This window comes from Roseivirga sp. E12, assembly GCF_017592825.1.
Taxonomy (GTDB): Bacteria; Bacteroidota; Bacteroidia; order Cytophagales; family Cyclobacteriaceae; genus Roseivirga.
In genome coordinates this window covers 256,853-277,546 of the sequence record NZ_JAGFMD010000007.1, presented here as the reverse complement: position 1 = coordinate 277,546, position 20,694 = coordinate 256,853, and the positions used below count along the sequence as shown (strand labels likewise).

Sequence of the window (20,694 nt, the reverse complement as noted above, 5' to 3'; positions counted from 1 at the left end):
GGCGGCACTCCGCTCGCGGCCATAGATACTGATAATGACGGCATCGAAAACAGAATAGATCGGGATAGTGACAATGACGGCATCATAGATTATGTAGAAGCCGGTGGAACAGACAGCAATGGCGATGGATTAATAGACGGTGCTTTCACTGATAAAGACCGGGATGGTTGGTCAGACCTCTTTGATTCTGATAATGGCGGAACGGCACTTTCTTATAATGATTCAGATCAAGATGGGCTTCCCGATCGACTAGACCTAGACAGCGATAATGATGGTCTACCTGACCTGATAGAAGCCGGTGATATAGATGCCGATTTGGATGGAAGAGGTGATAACCTCGTTGATACTGATGGTGATGGTTGGACGGATGCCTACGATCCGGACAATGGTGGTACCGCCTTAGCCGATGAAGATGAGGATGCTGATGGCCTCAAAAACAGGGAAGACACCGATAGCGATGGAGATACCATACCAGACATAATCGAGGCGGGCGGAACGGACACCAATTTTGATTCCGTAGTTGATGATCCCGCGGATACAGATGGTGATGGCTGGGCAGACACTTTTGATGTTGACAATGGCGGCACCGTATTGGCCGATTTAGACAGTGATACAGATGGTAAAAAAGATCGATTCGATGTGGACAGTGACAACGATGGTTTACCGGAAGGTGAAGAAGGCTGTACGCTATCTGGCTCCCTAGACTATCAATATTTTGCCAGTGCACCTTCAGGCAATACTGTAGATAATATACCCACCACAAACCCTGATCATACGGGAAAGTCCACCTCACTAAATATCGAAGCTCTTTTTAGATCCATCGAGGGGCCTACAGCCCCCATAGAAAACCTCTCTTTTAGATTTACGGGCTTTATCGATATTCCTGAAACGGAGACTTTCTCCTTTCTTATGTATTCCAGTGACGGAGCCAAGCTCTATGTAGACGGAACCATACTTGTAGACAATGATGGCTTACAAGCCGGAGTGGGTAGTGCATTTGGCAGTCGCTTACTATCCAGCGGTCGGCATTCCGTCACCATAGAATTATTCTTTACTACGGGAGTAGACCCATTTTTGGAGCTAGCCTATTTCTCGCCTAGCGTGAGTTTCACCACTTTTCCTTTCACTTCCTTTTCCTCACCCTCCTATGTTTGTGACTCAGATGGTGATGGTATTGCCAATTACCTTGACTTGGATAGCGACAATGATGGAATAACAGATCTCATTGAAGCTGGCGGAGTTGATACCGATGGCAATGGACGAGTAGATGGCACATTCAATGATACCGACAATGATGGATGGGCAGATACATATGACCCTGACCAAGGCACTGCCCTAGCCAACCCAGACACCGATGGCGACACTTATGACAACCGCTTAGATCTTGATAGCGACAATGACGGACTACCCGATAATTTAGAAGCTCAGCTCTCAACTGACTTAGCCAGTTTCACTAACAATGACAGTGACAATGATGGACTCAAAGACTCATATGATGGTGATGCGGGTGGTACTCTCCTAAACAATCCTGTCAATACAGACGGAGCTGACAACCCGGACTATCTGGACCTTGATTCTGACAATGATGGTACTTTCGACATTGATGAGTCTACCGGACTACTGACCGACAACAACAACGATGGTATGACTGATGGGTTTATCGGTACTAACGGGCTCGATAATGATCATGGTTCTGATAACTATGCCCATCCTTTGGGAAACTTCCAGGCCGTAAACCTAGCTCAGACTTTCGGTGATGCCGATATGGACTACCTGGTTTGCCCTGCGGGCGAAATTAACTTTAGGGATGGTCCATCTGATGGTGACTGTTTTCAAGCCCTTGACGATTTTGATGGTGATGGCATTCAAAACCAAATTGACCTTGACAATGATGACGATGGACTGATGGATATTGAAGAATTTACCAGAACCACGGCTTCAATAAACTATGAGTTCTACAGTGGGCTTCCTTCAGGCAACACTGTGGATAACATCCCTACCACTGGCGCCCTCAGTGAAGCTAACTCTTTAGACTTCAATATTCCAGCACTACAAGCTGCTATTTCAGGTGCTCCAGCCACTAATTACGCCATCCGGTTTACCGGTGGCATTGTCATTCCGGCAGCAGATACATATACCTTTTATACCGAATCAGATGATGGGTCCAAACTGTTTATTGATGGGGTTGAGGTGGTAAACAATGATGACATACATGCACTTCAGGAGCAACAGGGTACAGTTACTCTATCGGAAGGAATTCATGAATTCATGGTTTTATACTTTTTTGAAACACAAGGCACGGCCAGCTTATCCGTTTCTTACCAGAGCTCCACAATTACAAAGACCTCTCTGCCATTTTCTCTTCTTTTTGCAATAGATGATCCGGCAACTGACTTAGACAGTATAGATCCTTCCTTTGATCTAGACAGTGATGACGATGGCATACCTGATATTGTTGAGGCCGGAGGCGTAGATATCGATAATGATGGTCGAGTAGACGGAACCTTTACCGATACTGATAATGACGGATGGTCAGATGTTTTCGACCCTGACAACGGAGGTACACGCCTGGTAGATATCAACAGCGATAACGACAATATTCCAGATCGACTGGACATAGACAGTGATAATGATGGTATTGCAGATGTTGTTGAAGCCTCGGGCACAGATTCAAACAACAATGGTCGAGTTGAAGATTCATCCCTTACGGATGTCAATGGTAATGGATGGTCTGATACAATTGAGCCTGCAGTTGGGGGTTCACTATTGGAAGATCAAGACATTGATAACGATGGCCTCAAAAACAGAATAGACGTTGATAGTGATCAAGATGGAGTGCCTGACCTTTTTGAAGCTGGCGGGACTGCGCTCATCGACAGTAATGAAGATGGACAAGTTGATGACACAACAGACACTGATCAGGATGGCAGAGCCAATGCCTTTGATGTCGCCAATGGAGGCACCGCATTAGCTGACCCAGATACAGACCTTGACGGTTTAAAGAATCGATTAGACCTAGATAGTGACAATGACGGGCTCCAGGATATGGACGAAGGCTGCATAATCATTGGACAATTAGACTATACTTACTTTAGCAACTTTACCGATACTAGTGTTGATAACATACCCACTATCAACCCTACAGCAATAGGTACTTCAGTTGGTTTTGGCATCCAGACCATTGCACAAGCAGTCGAGAGCGCTTCAAACCCAGAAAACTATGCATTAAGGTTTACAGGCTTTATTAACATTCCTACAACTGACACCTACACTTTCACATTACACTCTAGTGATGGCTCCAAGTTTTATGTAGATGGCACTTTGTTAATAGATAATGATGGCTTAGCACCAGCCGTTTCTAGCACCAGTGGATCGCGTTTATTATCTGGTGGGCAGCATACAGTTACCTTTGAAGTTTTCTACAATTCGGGCTTCGTAGGTATCTTGGCTTTGGCTTATTCTACAGCCACACAAAGCCAAATTAACGTCCCCTTCGATTGGTTTTATATTGCCTCAAGTAGCTGCGACAGCGATGGGGATGGGTTAGATGATAGAGTAGACCTAGATAGCGACAATGATGGTATTGTTGACATTATTGAAGCAGGTGGAAGTGACACCGATAACAATGGAGTTGTTGACACATTTCAAGACAATAACAACAACGGCTGGTCTGACTCATATGAGTCTCCGGGTGGCGCAAACCTACTTCCAAGGCCAGACACAGATGGCGACCTAATTACAGATGTCACAGATCTGGATAGTGACAATGACGGCATTCCTGATATTATTGAAGCTGGTGGCACAGATGCTGGTGGGCTGGGTAGAGTAAATATTGCTACGGTGTCAGATAGTGATGGCGATGGATGGTATGCCACATTTGACCCCAGTGAAGGAGGTACTGTCTTAGCAAATCCCGATACTGATGCAGATGGCCTGAAAAATAAATTTGATCTAGACAGCGATGGCGATGGCATTCCTGATATTGTTGAAGCAGGCGGTGTAGACATAGATTCAAATGGCCGAATTGATGACATAACTGATACAGACTCAGATGGCTGGGCCAATCTACTGGACTCAGACAATGGCGGCACCGCACTTGCTGATGCCGACACTGATGGTGATAGCCATAAAAATAGAATTGATCTTGACAGTGATAATGATGGCATTTCAGACACCATAGAAGCACAGCCTACTAGTACATACATCAGTCCAAGCAGCACCGACACAGATGCAGACGGTATTAGAGACAGTTATGATATTGATAATGGAGGAACATCATTGAGCAACCCCGTAAATACTGACGGCACCGACAACCCAGATTTTCTCGACCTAGACTCCAACAATGACGGAGTATTCGACATTAGTGCCGTCAACACAAATTTAGGTGCAAGCTCAGGTCAATTCAACATCGGTTTATTACAAAGTAATGGAGGGGCTATCATCATCTTTGCCAACACCACTGACTTCAGCGATCCTGTAGGAAGCTATTACCTAAATTCTGGAGGAGGTGTCTTCACCTTTGATGATAGAATCAAAGATTTCGATAATGACTATCTCCATGCTGGAGACTTAGACTACCGAGATAACTTTCAGGGGGTTCCTGGCGGTGTACCAGAAAACCTGATGCTTTGGCTAAGAGGAGATGTATCCTCACCTGACTGGAATGACCTTTCAGGCAACAATGTAAACATTACATTCACTGGATCTCCAACACTCAGCACTGCCATTAACTATCAACCCGCCTATACATTTACCGGGGCTCAGTCTGCCAATACTGATTTAAGCATTAATGCAGCTGCCAACCCAGACCTTGCCGTATTAGCCGTATACCTTCCCTCTCAAGATAATTCTGGCTCGGTTTGGGGAGAAAAATCTACAACCGGCCGATATATGATCGATGCCGTAGGAGCTACCCAAAACCAAGCCGTGAGTACCGGAAGCGGTTTTGAATCTGACATCGATCAACTCTATGGCACGAACACACTGAGCATGGCAACGATTATCTATGACGATCTGACTAGCAACGGTTCTCAGGTCTATGTCAATGGCGAAGTGAAAAGAAGTTTTACCTCCGGCTTCAGTGGCACCACCAACGCCCTCCAAATCGCTGCCTCTGGTGACAATGGCGACTACTTTAATGGTCAGGTAGCAGAAGTCATTGTATACAACCAACTGCTTAGTAACAGCAGCGAAAGGCAAAGCATTGAAAGCTACCTCGCCTTAAAATATGGCATTACGCTGTCAAACGATACTGATGGCGACAATACAAGCTTCGAGAGTGGAGAAGGTGATTACATCATTAGGCAGAATGCGCCTGAAACTGACCTTGTCATTTGGGATGCATCGGCCAACACCCAATTTCACAACAACGTAGCAGGGATTTTCAGAAACAATTACACCAACATAATCCAAAGACAATCAAAAAGTGCCAATAGTGATGCAATAGTTACCATAGGATTAGATTCTGATTCCGATGGTCTGGAGGCTAGCAATGCAGATAATCCAAGCACCATGACTGATAATCTAGCTTTGCTTTGGGGTCATGATGGCGAAGCGCTTTATGATCAATCTGAAAATATTGATTTCGATCCACTCCAAGTAATCAGTCGACTCAATAGGGAATGGAGAGTACAAGAGTACACTAACAACAATAGCCAATCCATTGGGGAAGTGATTGTTCAATTTGATGTCTCGGGTCTACTCGGGCCAACGGGTATAGGCACCAATGACGAAAGTCAAATCGTGCTTTTAGTAGACCAAGATGGAGATTTTTCTGCCGGAGCAACCATGGTCAGTCAGTCATTCGTTACCGCTAGCGACAATCTGGTCAATTTTCAAGTCGACTTTCAAAATGGCAACTATTTCACGCTAGCCTCAAATGAAGATAATGCCTTACCGATCACGCTGCTTTCCTTTGACGCTACAAGCACGGCAAACGGAGTGCAATTAGACTGGGCTACTGCCGATGAAGAGAATAGCAGTCACTTCACAATTGAAAGATCAGGAAATGGCAGCACCTATTCGGCAATTGGTCAGGTATCAGCAGCCGGAACAAGTGAGATAACAAGGGCCTATACCTATGAGGACAAAAACCCCTTAGCAGGAAACAACTACTATCGCCTCAAGTCACATGATATTACTGGAGAAACCGAATACTCAGAAATCAGACACATCAAACATTCAGGAAGTCTTAGCATAGAAAAACCATATCCGAACCCAGTTCAGATTGGAGAAAAAGTCTATCTAAAGCTACCTGAAAACTCGAGTATCGAAGCAGCTCACCTGTATGCCGTGGGTGGACGACAAGTATTAGGATCAATGACAATAAACAGTCAAAACGAACTGTCCATAGATACCCAAAAGCTGAAAGCGGGACTGTATGTCTTATCTATAAACTTGGGTCAGCAGATTACCAAGTTCAAAATCTTGGTGAAACAATAAAGAAGCGGTGGATATGAAAAATTTAAAAAGTCGGATAATGAGTTTTGTTAAGTATTATGAGTTCGAGAATGACGGCTGTACTTGGATCTATAGCGTAAAGAAGCCATGGGCAGTACTCTTCAAGTTACTAGGTTATACCTCAAGCATACGCCTACAATTGAATACGGTGCTCGATTACAAATTAAAAAGAGTACCCTTTGGAAGCCGGCTTGAACTGACGGCTCATCGTCATAAAATCAATAAAAGTCTGAACCTAGAGATACTCCCGATCTGGGGATTGAATAAGCTTGACCAAAATCAACTGGTTGGTAGTTTGGATAAAATGATTGTGCTCAGCAAAGCTGGGTTGAATGTCGGACTCATAGGCGTAGACGCGCAACAAATTGAAGATTTCTATAGTCAAAAAGTGAGACCTGCTTCACAAGAAACTTCAGTCAGCCTACATCAGAACGCATCACCTAATCGCAAGATTAGTCTTAATACTCCTCAATCTAGTTTTAACTAAGGGTGCTATTTATTGATATGATTAATGAAGTTGTGGGGTTTTTGAAGGGAATTAAAAATTTACAGGAGCCTAGCGATTTGAGGTTTGGAAATAATCCAAACTCCAAGGGATCAGGCAATAATTAATTGGCTGGCGGAAAGTAATAATTGCCCCTCACTTGCCCCATGAAATCTCATGAGTCAATTCAAGACTAAGCATCCTGTAAATCAAGGAATGATCGTTGTCCAAGTATCGACACTACTATATTGACTACTGTAAAAGATTGTATCTAACAGTCGATCATTCCTAAGCTGGTTGGAGGGTTGGCAAACAGAAGTCTCTCCTCAGAGATTCTCGAAAATGACCTAAACATCAAATCACTTATTTCGACTGCCTATTCTCCAACCAAGCTTAAAATCGTAATCCGTCTGATCTCGATAATCGAAGTAGACAAAATCACTCGGCATAGGAGTGCGATAAAAAATTCCATGGTTCGAATTTGGGATGAATACCCAAATTCGTACTGTGTTATACAAAAACTAGGGTCTCAAACGAACCACCTTCATTGGGCGATCGAAGTAATTGCTTAAATAAGCATACAGGTCCTGATCTTTCTTGAGTTCTAACTTCTCGGAAACAACACTTTTGTATTCAGACAGCTCTTCTTCCCTTACATTTAAAAAGGTCAAAACTTGATCATCATCGTTATTGAGAGAAACAATTGATCCGCAAAGAAGAATATCATTTTTCAACAGATGAGAGTGATCCAACCAGAATTGATCCAGCCTTTGATTAAGAATGTGATTGAATCTCGAACCAACATTAGTGGTGTAGAATTGATCTATTAGGTTAGATAATACTTCAATTTGCCAAACGGAATCACAAGTATCCGAACCTAGCTTGTACTTCATCTCCTCAAGCTTATCGATTGCCTGTTCTATAAAAACCTGCTCTAGAATGCCATTAAATCTTGAATCCATGGGCTAAGTATTGCGTTGCTTATATTATTTAGGTGAGATTTCAAGGGTCACAAAATAAGGACCCACTCAAAACGCCATCGCTCAATTAATGTAGTGCATACTGATTTCACAGATCGTCCTAGAAAGTGTATTGTAGTACGGATTTGGCAAAAAGAATAAAGTCGCACTCCTAAGAAGCTTTCTGGTCGATCGAAATTATATATTCCCCAGGGGTGCAACCCACAAACTCTTTAAACGATGCGAAGAAAGTAGACTTTGAATTGAAGCCCGCTTCATAGCCTATACCCGCAATATTGAGGTGCCTATGATCACCGTTGTCAAGTTTGTTAATGACTTGATTGATTCTCAACCGCGCCAAGAATTTGCTAAAATTGGTTCTCTCACGCGTATTGATAACAAAAGAAATTTTTCGCTTTGGAATACCAAGGTTTTCTGCCAGAGAAGCCAAATTCAAGTCGGAGTCTGCCAAGCGATTGTCATCCACCAAATACCTCACTATTCGATCATATACTGAGTCGATTTCAAGTGGCTCAAGGACAGGACTCTTATTCGAACCAGAACTTAACTCAATGAGATTTAGCCTGACGGAAATCTTATGCAAAGTTCCTATGGTCAGGTATTGAAGGTCGCCATCCATCAAGTCTTTCAACTCAACAAGTTTTAGCAAATAACTCTTAAAAGCTCCGGGTTTAGGCTTTATCCATTCTCTTATGGTTTCATCCTCTACTGATGAGCCTTCAAACTGAAATTCAATTCTTAACCCATCGTTGGCATTGACATCGATTGAGAGCGTCTTTTTTACCAAGTTCTTTCGGCCATGCTCAATGAGCGAGATAAATACAAGCTCGACCAGCTTCCGATCGGCCAAAAAAAGTAAGTCCTCTTTCATATTAACCTCTAACTTCGATTCATAGAGTCTTAGGCTACTATCCATGTTCTTTTTGACATCTATTACAACATCATTAATCGAAACTCTTCTGATGTCAATATCATGATCATCAAGAATCGAATTCAGAGAAATCATTTGATCAATAGATGAACGTTCCTCCTCTATCAATTCAGTAAGGCGTTCAAAATATTTAAGTTGTTCGCTATTCAGCTTACCCGCCTCGGGAATAAAATTTCTGAGCACTTTCAGGCTATTGAACATCTTATTGAGGTGAACCGTGAGCTGTCCGAGAATAACATTTTGAGAGAGTTGCGCAGTTTTCAAACTAGCTTCACTTTCGCTTAATTCTGAATTAGTCAACTGCAGCTCTTCTCGCTCCTTAGTCAGCTTGCCAAAAAGCCTAAAATTTCTCTTTCTAAGGAACTGGAGTCTCACTAAGAAGAAGCCTATTATCAAGATACTGAAGACAATAATCCCGATAATAATACGCTGCCTAATAATCAATTTTGAATTGGCCAATTGCTGAGCTTCCAGACTCTCATTAATTATTTTCTCCCTCTCCAGATCTCTCATCACTTCATATTCAGCCAGCAGATTGAGCGCTCGTTGATCGTCCTCGGCCCTTATGTTTTCGGAAATGAGATCGAACTCCTTAAGGGCCTCTTCCGTGTCGCCATTTCCTATGTGTGCACGCATCAAGAGCTGATGTATCTTAATCCTATCAGTAGTATTGACTTCATCAGTTAGAAGTCCCGAGGCAAGTGCTATGGACCCATCGAATTTGTTTTGCAAAATATAGAGCTCCGCTAGATATATACTGGCCCACCATCTTCCATTGTAATATCCTTCAGAATTTGAAGAAGCGATCGCACCATTTAATAGGTTTTCTGCCGTCCTATATTGTCCTGTCAAGGTTAAAAACCTCGCTTTTATGGCATCATAGTCGATGGCAAGGAGGGGTAGGTTGGACGACAGCAAGATCCGCTCCTCTTCTAACAACAAGTCTCTGACTTTAGCCAACAAACCCTGCTTCTCCGAAGGATCAGAAGCAAGCTCCGAAGCCTCTAACCAGGTCTTATTAAGACTTGTCATTATTCTGATGATGTCGTTTTTGAACCTTTCTCTATCCAGCATTTCCATGGCTTCCATATAATACTGTTCTGCCAAAACGTACTTCTCCTGATATCTATAGTAGTCCGCAAGGTTCTGTTTGAGCATTGCCAAGGGCTGTATTTGTTTCTGTCTGGCAAATATTTCCTTCAGCCTCAAATTGTAAGTTATCGCTGAATCGTATTGCGCAATTGCTCTGTAATATGACTCTTGTGATGTATAGTAGAACCTGACAAAGTCGTCATTGTCCAAGAGGTTATTTGAAGCAAGGAATTCCCTTGTGTCATTGATTGATTTTTTGGCCTCGCTGATTTTGTTCAAATCAAGCTGAGCAACAACTGCCACATAAGTGGAATTTAAGCGATCACTCAAAGTCATTTCCATCGCTTTCAGCTGGCTCTGAGTCGATAGTACGCTATCTAATAAATCCAGTCTAACCAAAGTGAACATATGCAACAGTAGCACTCTACCCTTTAAAACATCGGGAATTGGAGGTTGACTTGTTAAGAGGGATTCTAAAGTCTCACTATAGGATTCAGGTTGGCGAAATGGGCTAATCATACCCCACTTAAAAGCTTCGATATACTGTAGGTCATGTGTATTCTGAATGTATTTGGCCGCACTGTCCAGAACCTCTATTTTCGTTCTGTTAAGCTCATAATAGCCCAATAGGTGCTGACCAAAGTAGTCTTGATTCGCCTCATTTACTTCAGCCTCACCCCAGTATTCCCGAGCGCTCAGAAAGTACTTTCTTGCATTTGTAGTATCATCAATATGGTTATAAAAGATACTTAGGTAGATTGAGTAGTGCGCTACTAAATCTGAGTCAGAAGCATTCTCCATTGATGTTAGAATTCCTTCAATCGCATCCTCTGACTGGTTATTAGCTCGTATCCTATAGGTGTCCAGTATGTTTTTTGGAACATCCTGACCGAATAGCGAACCATTTATACCGATAAAGCAAAGGACTATTAGTTTAGCTTTTAAGCGAAGCGTTTTGACACACTCAACCCTAAAGCAGCCTAATGAATCGAAAACGTTATGGATTCTGGAAGGGAAACGAAAGCGCATAATATTATAATGATTTTTATAATAATTATGCCAGCCAGATCAAATATACGAAAGATCCTTTTTAGTCCGAATGGTTTGGAAGAGTCTTTAAGGTCGGTTCATTTCCAACACTTCATCAGGAAGCTTTTTTCTCCAAAGAAGAGACATATTCCCCCGGAGTACACCCCACAAACTCTTTGAACGAGGAGAAAAATGTGGACTTTGAATTAAAGCCTGCCTCATAGCCAATGCCCGCAATGTTAAGACGTTTATAGTCTCCATTATCGAGTTTCTTAATCACCTGATCAACTCTTAATCTGGCAAGTAGCTTACTAAAGTTTGTCTTCTCCCTAGTATTAATGACATACGACACTTTCCGCCTTGAAACACCAATAGTTTCCGAGAGTACTGCCAGATTTAGGTCCGGATTAGAAAGGCCATTTTGATTCACCAGAAACTCGATCACTTGATCATAGACCGCATCAATTTCGACCGGTTCGAGTTCACTACTTTTGGTCTGAGAAGACTTCAACTCTATTAGGTTGAGGCTTACGGAGATTTTGTGAGTTTCTCCGACACACAAATACTGCAGGTCACCATCCATCAAGTCTTTAATTTGTAAGGCTTTTGTTAGATAGCTTCTTTCACTTCTTGGGTTGTAGTCCAGCCAGTGGCTGATGATATCTGACTCCACTGGTGTACCATCAAAGTCAACCTTTACAACTAAGCCATCTTCAGCGTCCACCCCTATATTGATCTTGTTATTTTTAATCTGCTGCTCAAAACCATGCTCTATCAATGAGGTAAAGAGTAGTTCGACCAAGTATTGGTCAGCTAAGAAAACCAAGCCATCATCTATTTTGACATTTAGTCTGACATCATTTAAGTCAAGGCTACTAGCCATGTTTTTCTTGACTGTATCAAGTACACTGAGAATAGAGACACGCCTTATGTCAATTGCCCTGTTGCCTAGTATTGTTCCGACAGACATCAATGAGCCTATTGATGCTTCTTCTTGCAAAGTGAGCTCAACGAGTCGATTGTAATATTTGGATTGTTCTGTATTTAACTTTCCCAACTCTGGAATAAAGCTACCCAAGCCTTTAATAGCTTTGAGTATCTTCTGAATATGCACCGAAAGTTGATCAGTGAGTTTGTTATGGTCGGCTTGCATGGATACCAACTCATTGACACTCCCTTCCAATTCATTGTTGGTGGCTGACAATTCTTGACTTTCCAGTCTCAACACCTCTAAGAGTTCTCTATTCTTTTTATTCAGAAGTCTTGTCCTTAGTAAGAAAAGTAGGATCAAGATGATACCAACCAAACTGATGGTTAACAAAAGCCGTTGCTGGCTTAATGCCCTATCCTTTGCGCTCTGGACTATCTGCAAATTTTCGTTGGCCAATAACTGCTCATCGAGCTGATTCTTGATCTCATATCCTGCTATTAATATGTCAGTCTGGACTCTTTTCTGCTCATCTTTTAGTGATATGATAGAATCTAGATAAGCCTGTACTACTGCTCTCTTGCCAAGTCCAGTGTTAGAATTAATGACCAGCTTCTGAATCAAAATAGTATTCTTAGTATTCCAACCATAGGACAGTGCCTTAATGGCCGTCTCACTCGCCAATTGATAGCGTTCAGTTCTATAATATAAATCAGCAAGAAAGTATGTTCCCCATGCAAGAGGAAATGCAATCGCTTGAGACTCTGCTGTTGAAAGTATGCCCTTTAGTTCATTCTCAGCCAACCTATACCTAGAATTGAGCGTGAGATATCTAGCCTCAATGAGCTTGCTTTTCAGCAGTTGTAGTGGAGAGTCCAAAGTAAGTGAGATCTCATTGTGCTGTTCCATAACCGACCTTACCTTATTGAGTAAGGTTCGCTTTTCGGCCTGATCATCAGTAAGTTCATGTTGTTCAAACCAGACGAGAGCCAAACCGTAGAGGTTCTCAGCTTTGTCATACAAATACAACCCTTCTGGTAAATAACTCATGGACTCATAGTAGAACTTTTCTGCATTCTCATATTCCTCCAACTCTTTTTGCACATTGGCCATATCGGTTAATGAAACAGCTATTGATTGTATTCTTGTAGTGTCTTCCTTTAAATAGGCGATGTGTTCGAACTGATAAACTAGTACAGAATCTAGCATATCCACTTGTTTGAAAATCGCACGTTTTACGGAGTTATAACGCGTGAAAAATTTCGGTACAGTATCTAAGGAATGAGTACTTAAAAATTCTTTGAACTCAAGTGACCTCTTTTCGGCCGCTCCTAAGTCATAAAGATCCAGGTATGCCAAAATTGACCCATAGTAAATGAAGTTTTGTCTAAACAGAGTGTACTGAGATCTATCCAGATCGTTAATCATAGAAACCATGCTATCTAATCGATTGGATCTAAAGAGTGCACCCATATGAGTAGTTACCGCCATCCCCTTGATTGCTTCAGGAACATCAGGGTTAAAGACAATTTGGTTGAAAGTCAGGCCAGTATATTCGCCATTGTTTCTTGACGCTGGCGACAAACGATATTGCTGGTACTTGACATAATTGATGTCAGCACTATTCTTTAAATAAATGTCAGCACTATCCAGATAAACCCTGTTTCTGGAATGATAAAACTTAGACAAAAATTGCTGACCATAGAGGTCAGATGACTCAGAATCAACCTGATTGTTTGTCCAAAAGGCCTCTACCTTATCCAGGTAATGTTGTGATGAATCTTTGTTTTCAATGAGGCCATAGATTAATACTATTTGACCGTTGATTTTACATTCTGCAAGGCTGTTTTGTTTGGCCCTATCTGCCCTCAGTTTTAGCTCATCCAGCAGTTGCCAATGCTCATTGTTTTCATAAGCAATCACAACATCAAGAGCGGTGCTAGGTTCTTCCTGCCCATGAGCGCTAGGTATAACTATTAAAACAAGAATGAAATAGAGAAGTAGGCGATCTATCATAAGCGTTGATTGAATTGATCATCTCGTAGGAATCAAAAGATTCTCAAGAATCATTAATTACATAAGCTCATCATTCATCGATTCTCCCAAAGTCAGTAAAGTAATTTTTGGGGCTCAGTCAGAATCTAAACAACAAAAAGACTGATATAAACTACGAAAAATTGATTGTAGAATAAACTCATCAACAAATTATTTGGGTCAGTATGACCTACCCATTTTCTATTCTTTACGCTATGTCCAAAAACAAAAAGGCCTGTTTGATATCTCAAACAGGCCTTCCCTATTGTTAGAATCTTTTATTTATTCATGGAAATCAAGAACTCATCATTACTACGAGTACCTTTCATTCTGTCCAGTAGGAATTCCATTGCTTCAACAGAGTTCATATCACTCATGAACTTGCGGAGTATCCAAACACGCTGAAGTTCTTCTTTGCTCATTAATAGATCTTCTCTACGTGTACCAGAAGCAGGTACATCAATAGCAGGATAAACACGCTTGTTAGATAGTTTTCTATCCAACTGAAGTTCCATGTTACCCGTTCCTTTAAATTCTTCGAAGATAACTTCGTCCATTTTAGAACCAGTTTCGATCAAGGCAGTAGCAATGATTGAAAGTGAACCTCCATTCTCTACGTTACGTGCCGCACCGAAGAAACGCTTAGGTTTATGTAGTGCATTTGCATCTACACCACCTGAAAGGATCTTTCCTGATGAAGGTACCACAGTGTTATATGCTCTAGCTAGTCTCGTAATCGAATCAAGAAGGATCACAACATCATGACCACATTCCACCATACGCTTTGCTTTCTCTAGAACGATGTTCGAAACCTTCACGTGACGATCGGCCTGCTCATCGAAAGTTGAAGAAATGACTTCTGCTTTTACGCTTCTTGCCATGTCAGTAACTTCTTCCGGACGTTCATCAATCAATAATATGATCAAATAACACTCAGGGTGATTTTCTGCGATAGCATTGGCAATCTCTTTCAAAAGAACCGTCTTACCAGTCTTAGGCTGGGCTACGATCATACCTCTTTGACCCTTACCAATTGGTGCAAACATGTCTAGAATTCTAGTAGACATCATGCTTGGCTTAGTACTCAACTTGATCATCTCTTCAGGGAAGAGTGGCGTTAAGTATTCAAAAGGAACTCTATCTCTAATTTCTTCAGTAGTCTTGCCATTTACAGACGCAACTCTTAGAAGGGCAAAGTACTTTTCTCCTTCTTTCGGAGGCCTGATCTGACCTTTAACAGTATCTCCAGTTTTCAAACCAAATAGTTTGATTTGAGATGGAGAAACATATATGTCATCAGGGCTTGCTAGGTAGTTGTAGTCAGAAGATCTCAAGAAGCCGTAGCCATCTTGCATCATTTCTAATACACCTTCGCTTTCAATCAGTCCATCAAAATCCTTGATGTTCTGGTTATACTCCTGGCGCTTGTTTCTTCTCTGATCTCTCTCTTTTCTTTCTTCTCCGCCCTCTTTATCTTGTCTAGGCTCTCTATCTTGCCTTGGCTCACGTTTCTCGGATTTGTTATCCTTACGCGGTGGTCTTTCAGGTTTTTCTTCTGATTCTTTTGCTTCAGCTACTTCCTCTTTCTTTTCTTCAGCAGGAGCATCTGTTACATTTTCTCTTTTTGGCCTACGCTTAGGCTTTTCTGTTTTAGCAGGTTTCTTATCAGTAGTTTCTGATGCTTCTGCTTCGTTAGGTTCTTCGGTTTTTGTGGGTAGTTTATCTTCTGGGGTGATGGCTTGCTGATCTAGGATAGCATAGATGATATCTTGCTTGTTCAGCTTTTTGAAATTTTTTACCCCCATTTTCTCAGCTATTTCTTTTAGCTCAGAAAGAAGCATGAGCTTCAATTCGTCAATGGTGTACATATAAATAATTGGGTTGGAATCCTCATTTAGGAGGATTATAAAAATGAATTATAATTTAGTGATAGTTGCTCGAGATGAACGTTGGACATGCATCCCATCATCTTAGGACTGCACAATATTAGACTAAACAATCCAAACTGTCAAAGAATGCCGTCTATTTTTATGCGCTATCCGAGGTTATAACCCGTTTTTCAACATAATATTGAATGGAATTCACTTAATTTGTCGCCTCAAATCCACAAGTAAAATGCTACAAGTAGCCAACATCATTGCCGAAAAGGAAAGATTCATCAAAGGACTCGAAAAAAGGGGTATTGCCGATGCTGAGGCATTATTGAACGAGGTAATCGCTCTTGATGATGACAGAAAGAAGACACAACAACAATTAGATACTAACCTTTCGGAAGCCAATAGCATTTCAAAACAAATTGGCGCATTGATGAAAGAAGGGAAGCGCGGTGAGGCCGAAGTGGTAAAGTCTCGCACTGCAGAGCTCAAAACGCTCAATAAGTCTTTAGGTGAGCAACTGAATGATTTTCAAGAAAGGCTTAAACAAGCCCTCTACAACATTCCCAACATTCCGCATGATTCAGTTCCAGTTGGTAAAACTGACGAAGACAATGAAGAGATTGAGCGTGTGGGAGATTTTCCGCAACTCGCTGACAATGCCCAGCCTCATTGGGACTTGATCAAAAAGTATGACATCATCGACTTCGAGCTGGGTATAAAGATTACGGGGGCTGGCTTCCCGGTATATAAAGGTAAGGGGGCTCGTTTACAAAGAGCTTTGGTTAACTTCTTCCTAGATGAAGCTGTTGCGGCAGGCTATGCTGAAGTACAACCTCCAATCGTTGTGAACGAAGCCTCAGGTTATGGCACCGGCCAATTGCCTGATAAGGAAGGCCAGATGTATCATATTGGATCAGAGAACATGTATCTGATTCCTACGGCCGAGGTACCCATTACTAACCTTTATAGAGACGTCATTTTAACGGAAGATGCACTGCCCGTAAGGCATGCTGGCTTTACACCATGTTTTAGGAGAGAAGCAGGTAGCTGGGGTGCCCATGTAAGAGGCCTCAATAGACTGCATCAATTTGACAAGGTTGAAATAGTTCAAATCAGAAAGCCTGAAGAGTCTTATGACGCACTACAAGAAATGTGTGATCACGTTTCTCGCATTTTGACAAAGCTTGAACTTCCCTTCAGAAAACTCAGACTGTGTAGCGGAGACCTAGGCTTTACCTCTGTACTTACCTTCGACTATGAGGTGTACTCAGCTGCACAAGAGAAATGGCTAGAGGTGAGTTCTGTTTCAAATTTCGAAACTTTCCAGGCCAACAGATTGAAGTTGCGATACAAGGATGAAAACAAGAAGTCTGTTTTGCTTCATACTTTGAATGGTAGTGCTTTAGCATTACCGAGAATTATGGCGGCAATTTTGGAAAACAATCAAACTGAAGGAGGCATTAAAATACCTGAGGTATTGATTCCATATACTGGCTTTGATCTTATTGATTAGGCCTACAAAATAATGATGATACCTTTATAGGTATCGGACAAATTCAATTCCCACATAGATTGGCTAGACGCGCGCCATTTCTTGAGGTAATCCTTATTTCGGTCATATGCCTATTGTTTATGACAGAGGGGCTATCTGCGCAAACCATTCCGATTGTAAAAGCAGAAGACAAATTTTGCTTTGAGGCGTCACAACCACTTTCTCTAAACAATATTGTCACTATTGATGGAACGGGCACCGACCTATTAGATGGTATTCAAATAGCCATTTCTCAAAGTTATGATGCTACAACAGATCAGCTATCATATACCGATGCAGATGGAATAACTGGCGTCTTCGACAGTGCCAATGGAATTTTAACGCTATCTGGAAGTGCCGATTTGGACACCTACAACCTTGCTTTGACCAGGGCAACATTTACCACAAGCGCAACCGATAATTCAACGGGTATAAGGGCCATCACTATATCTCTTTCTAACCTAGATTATTATCCAGAAACGGGTCATTTCTATAAATTCTTTTCCGACCCCGGAATTCTATGGACGGCTGCAGCTACGGAAGCAGCCAATAAGAACCTATTCGGTCTAAACGGATATCTGGCTACAATTACCACAACGGGCGAAAATCAGTTTATACTCGACCGTGTGAGCGGCACAGCGTGGATTGGGGCAAGTGATGCAGCGGTCGAAGGTGTTTGGAGGTGGGTGACTGGCCCTGAAGCATTACAAAACAATGGTGAGGGACGACTTCTATCTGATGGCTTTACCAACTGGGAAAATGACGAGCCTAATAATCTCGGCCCCGAGCATTTCGCCCATATGATGGACTGGTCAACTCCTCCCGGAAAATGGAACGATCTTCGAGATGAAGGTGGCGGAGGCCAATATGCTCCAACAGGTTACATAGTAGAATACGGGGGACAATCAGGCGACCCGGATGTATTCTCTTCCATCACTGGCACTACTACTTTGGACCTATCTCAAAACCTTGAGGTTGTGGGTACCACATCAGTCTGTCCTAATCTTATGGGGGTTACTTATACAGCTCCCGACCTCTTTGGCTATACTTATGAATGGACCGTTGTCGGTGGAACAATTGACAGTGGTCAGGGTACTTCAACGCTGCTAGTCAATTGGGGACCAACCAATGCGAATGCCAGCGTTTCTTTGAAAGTCAAATCTGCCGTGATTTGTGAAAAGGTTTTCGACCTACCGGTCAAGGTCAATGTCAAATTGGAACCTCCACTGCCATTAGGACCAGATGCCGTCTGCTTTATGGACTTGATGAACCTGCAAACATATAACACCCCTTCGACCCCGGGCTCTAATTACAATTGGCACATTACTAATGGTACAATAATGGGTGGCAATGGTACAAATGAAATTACCGTACTATGGGATGGCCCTGGTACTGGCCAACTCTATTTCACGGAGTCAACCACAACTGCCACGGACATCTGTGATGGTGATTCACCTTTACTCACCATTGATTTAAGAGAGCAGGTTATTCCCACCTTTGATATTGAAAACGTCAAGTGCTTCGAAGGGTCAGATGGAAGCATTAGCATCTCTGCCATTACAGGACTCGCCCCCTTTTCTTACCAATGGAATGTGGATAATACGGCTACCGTTATCGACAATTCGGTTAGTGACTTGAAAGCTGGAACCTACTCTGTCGACATTACGAGCGCTGGCTGCGTAGTCAATATACCCTTCACAATTACCGAGCCTCAACCTTTGATGGGCTCTATTAATGTTCAAGATGTTTTGTGCTTTGGTGAGGCAACCGGTATGGCCGAAGCCATGATAACAGGTGGCACAGGAGCCTATCGTTATGTTTGGAGTTTTAATCCCTCGGCCAATCAAGCCATTCTGACGAATATTCCCAGAGGTGACTTTTCAGTCGATGTATACGATGAGAACAATTGCGTGTTGACTTTGGACTTCACGATCAATGAACCGGAACAACTCGTTATTACCGATGTCATCTCCACTTTGGTTTCTTGCCCTGAAGGCGATGACGGTACAATAGAAGCATTTGTCACAGGTGGTGTCCTTCCATATTCTTATGCTTGGCAAAGCAGTTCTGAGGCTACAGCGCTGGCTACAGGTTTTTCAAAAGGCACTTATCGACTTGTGGTTACAGATGCGAACGGCTGCACAGTAAGTGCGTCACAAAGTGTCGATGAAGCCATTCCAAAAGTCAATTTCCCCACAGCATTCAGTCCCAATGGGGACAATATGAACGACACCTTTGGCCCCACCACACCTTGCCAAATTGAATTCAATATGGAGGTCTACAATAGTTGGGGTGAAGTGATCTTTTCTACTCAGAATGCTCAAGAACAGTGGAATGGTCAGCTCAATGGCCAGCCATTACCACCTGGCAAGTACAGTTACATCGCAGTATGGACTGTTGAAGCTAACGGAAAACTCCTCCCAGGTCAATCAAAAGGTGTCATTCGGCTGATCAGATAAGAAAACAGCCAAAATGATAATCGTTGTGCCCCTCTGACTTAAGCAGAAGAGGTTAACTTAGCTCAAAATTGTGTTCAGATGAATATTAGAAAAGGAACTCCCTCAGATTTGGAAGCCATATATGACCTGATCATGGAATTGGCCATCTATGAAAAAGCACCTGAGGAGGTCAATAACTCAGTAGAACGAATGCTTGTCGATGGCTTTGGTGAAAAACCTGTTTTCGAATTCTTCGTGGCAGAATTAGACCAAGAAATTCTGGGCACAGCCATTTTCTACTACCGCTATTCTACTTGGAAGGGTAAGGCCATTTACCTCGAAGATTTGGTAGTAAAAGAGTCGGCAAGAGGAAAGGGTTATGGGAAGCTTTTACTTGACGCGATTGTCATGGAAGCAAAAGACACCAATTCAAAACAGGTGAGATGGCAAGTGCTGGACTGGAATGAACCAGCAATTAACTTTTACAAAAAACTTGGTGCTGATCTAGACGGAGAATGGATTAACTGTACTCTTTCTGAGGAACAAATTCAGAACTATCAGACAGACTGAAGCAATGTTCTAAAGGCAGCCATTTGATTAGGAAACTTCAGCAAAGCCTTTTGCTGTAGCTCTGGGGCAAAAGCAGCCATATACATTTGAATGTTCTTCATATCAGCGGCAAAGTATTGAATACTGTAAGATGAAGATTCCGGATCTTCCGTATTGAGCACTTTAAAGAATTTAAACTCCTCAAATTGGTTCGTGTCCATCACTTCTGGAATATGAACCTGCTTCATCCAGGCGATCCACTCGGTCTCAACTTTCTTATCTATAGCAACTGTTACGTTATAAAGAATCATCACAATATATTTGTGGCAAAGCTAAGGGATATGAATTCAAACATTTACGAA

General features: G+C 42.2%; 10 protein-coding genes. 5 read left to right on the top strand and 5 right to left on the bottom strand.

The features are described from left to right. Together J4E76_RS16095 and J4E76_RS16090 are read left to right on the top strand one after the other, a co-directional pair. The coding region (locus J4E76_RS16095) for a PA14 domain-containing protein (RefSeq protein ID WP_208505811.1) at positions 1–6,441 on the top strand (6,441 nt) is incomplete at its 5' end. Between the two features lie 37 nt (positions 6,442–6,478). Then, positions 6,479–6,946: a hypothetical protein gene (locus tag J4E76_RS16090; protein ID WP_208505810.1), complete on the top strand. Its 468-nt coding sequence runs from the start codon at positions 6,479–6,481 to the stop codon at positions 6,944–6,946. A gap of 518 nt (positions 6,947–7,464) precedes the next feature. On the opposite strand, the gene J4E76_RS16085 is transcribed toward J4E76_RS16090, so the two are convergent. The 4 genes from J4E76_RS16085 to rho all read right to left on the bottom strand — a co-directional run bounded on the left by J4E76_RS16085 (position 7,465) and on the right by rho (position 15,805). Further along, on the bottom strand, positions 7,465–7,905 hold the full coding sequence (locus tag J4E76_RS16085; RefSeq protein WP_208505809.1) for a hypothetical protein: 441 nt from the start codon (positions 7,903–7,905) through the stop codon (positions 7,465–7,467). A 169-nt stretch (positions 7,906–8,074) separates the two neighbouring features. Further along, positions 8,075–10,975, bottom strand: a complete 2,901-nt coding sequence (locus J4E76_RS16080; protein WP_208505808.1) for a helix-turn-helix domain-containing protein — start codon at positions 10,973–10,975, stop codon at positions 8,075–8,077. Positions 10,976–11,090: 115 nt separating this feature from the next. Continuing rightward, positions 11,091–13,919 (bottom strand): AraC family transcriptional regulator, encoded by a 2,829-nt coding sequence (locus J4E76_RS16075; RefSeq protein WP_208505807.1) that lies wholly within the window; start codon positions 13,917–13,919, stop codon positions 11,091–11,093. 296 nt (positions 13,920–14,215) lie between these two features. Then, positions 14,216–15,805, bottom strand: a complete 1,590-nt coding sequence (gene rho / locus J4E76_RS16070; RefSeq protein WP_208505806.1) for a transcription termination factor Rho — start codon at positions 15,803–15,805, stop codon at positions 14,216–14,218. Positions 15,806–16,052: 247 nt separating this feature from the next. Between rho and serS the strand changes: the two genes are divergently transcribed. From serS to J4E76_RS16055, 3 genes are all read left to right on the top strand, one after another. Further along, positions 16,053–17,327: a serine--tRNA ligase gene (gene serS / locus J4E76_RS16065; RefSeq protein ID WP_208505805.1), complete on the top strand. Its 1,275-nt coding sequence runs from the start codon at positions 16,053–16,055 to the stop codon at positions 17,325–17,327. Positions 17,328–17,386: 59 nt separating this feature from the next. Further along, positions 17,387–19,804, top strand: a complete 2,418-nt coding sequence (locus J4E76_RS16060) for a gliding motility-associated C-terminal domain-containing protein (RefSeq protein WP_208505804.1) — start codon at positions 17,387–17,389, stop codon at positions 19,802–19,804. Between the two features lie 78 nt (positions 19,805–19,882). Next, positions 19,883–20,353, top strand: coding sequence for a GNAT family N-acetyltransferase (locus J4E76_RS16055; protein ID WP_208505803.1), 471 nt, complete (start codon positions 19,883–19,885; stop codon positions 20,351–20,353). On the opposite strand, the gene J4E76_RS16050 is transcribed toward J4E76_RS16055, so the two are convergent. Next, positions 20,341–20,643: a DUF4286 family protein gene (locus tag J4E76_RS16050; protein WP_208505802.1), complete on the bottom strand. Its 303-nt coding sequence runs from the start codon at positions 20,641–20,643 to the stop codon at positions 20,341–20,343. The genes J4E76_RS16055 and J4E76_RS16050 overlap by 13 nt on opposite strands. Between the last annotated feature and the right edge of the window lie 51 nt (positions 20,644–20,694).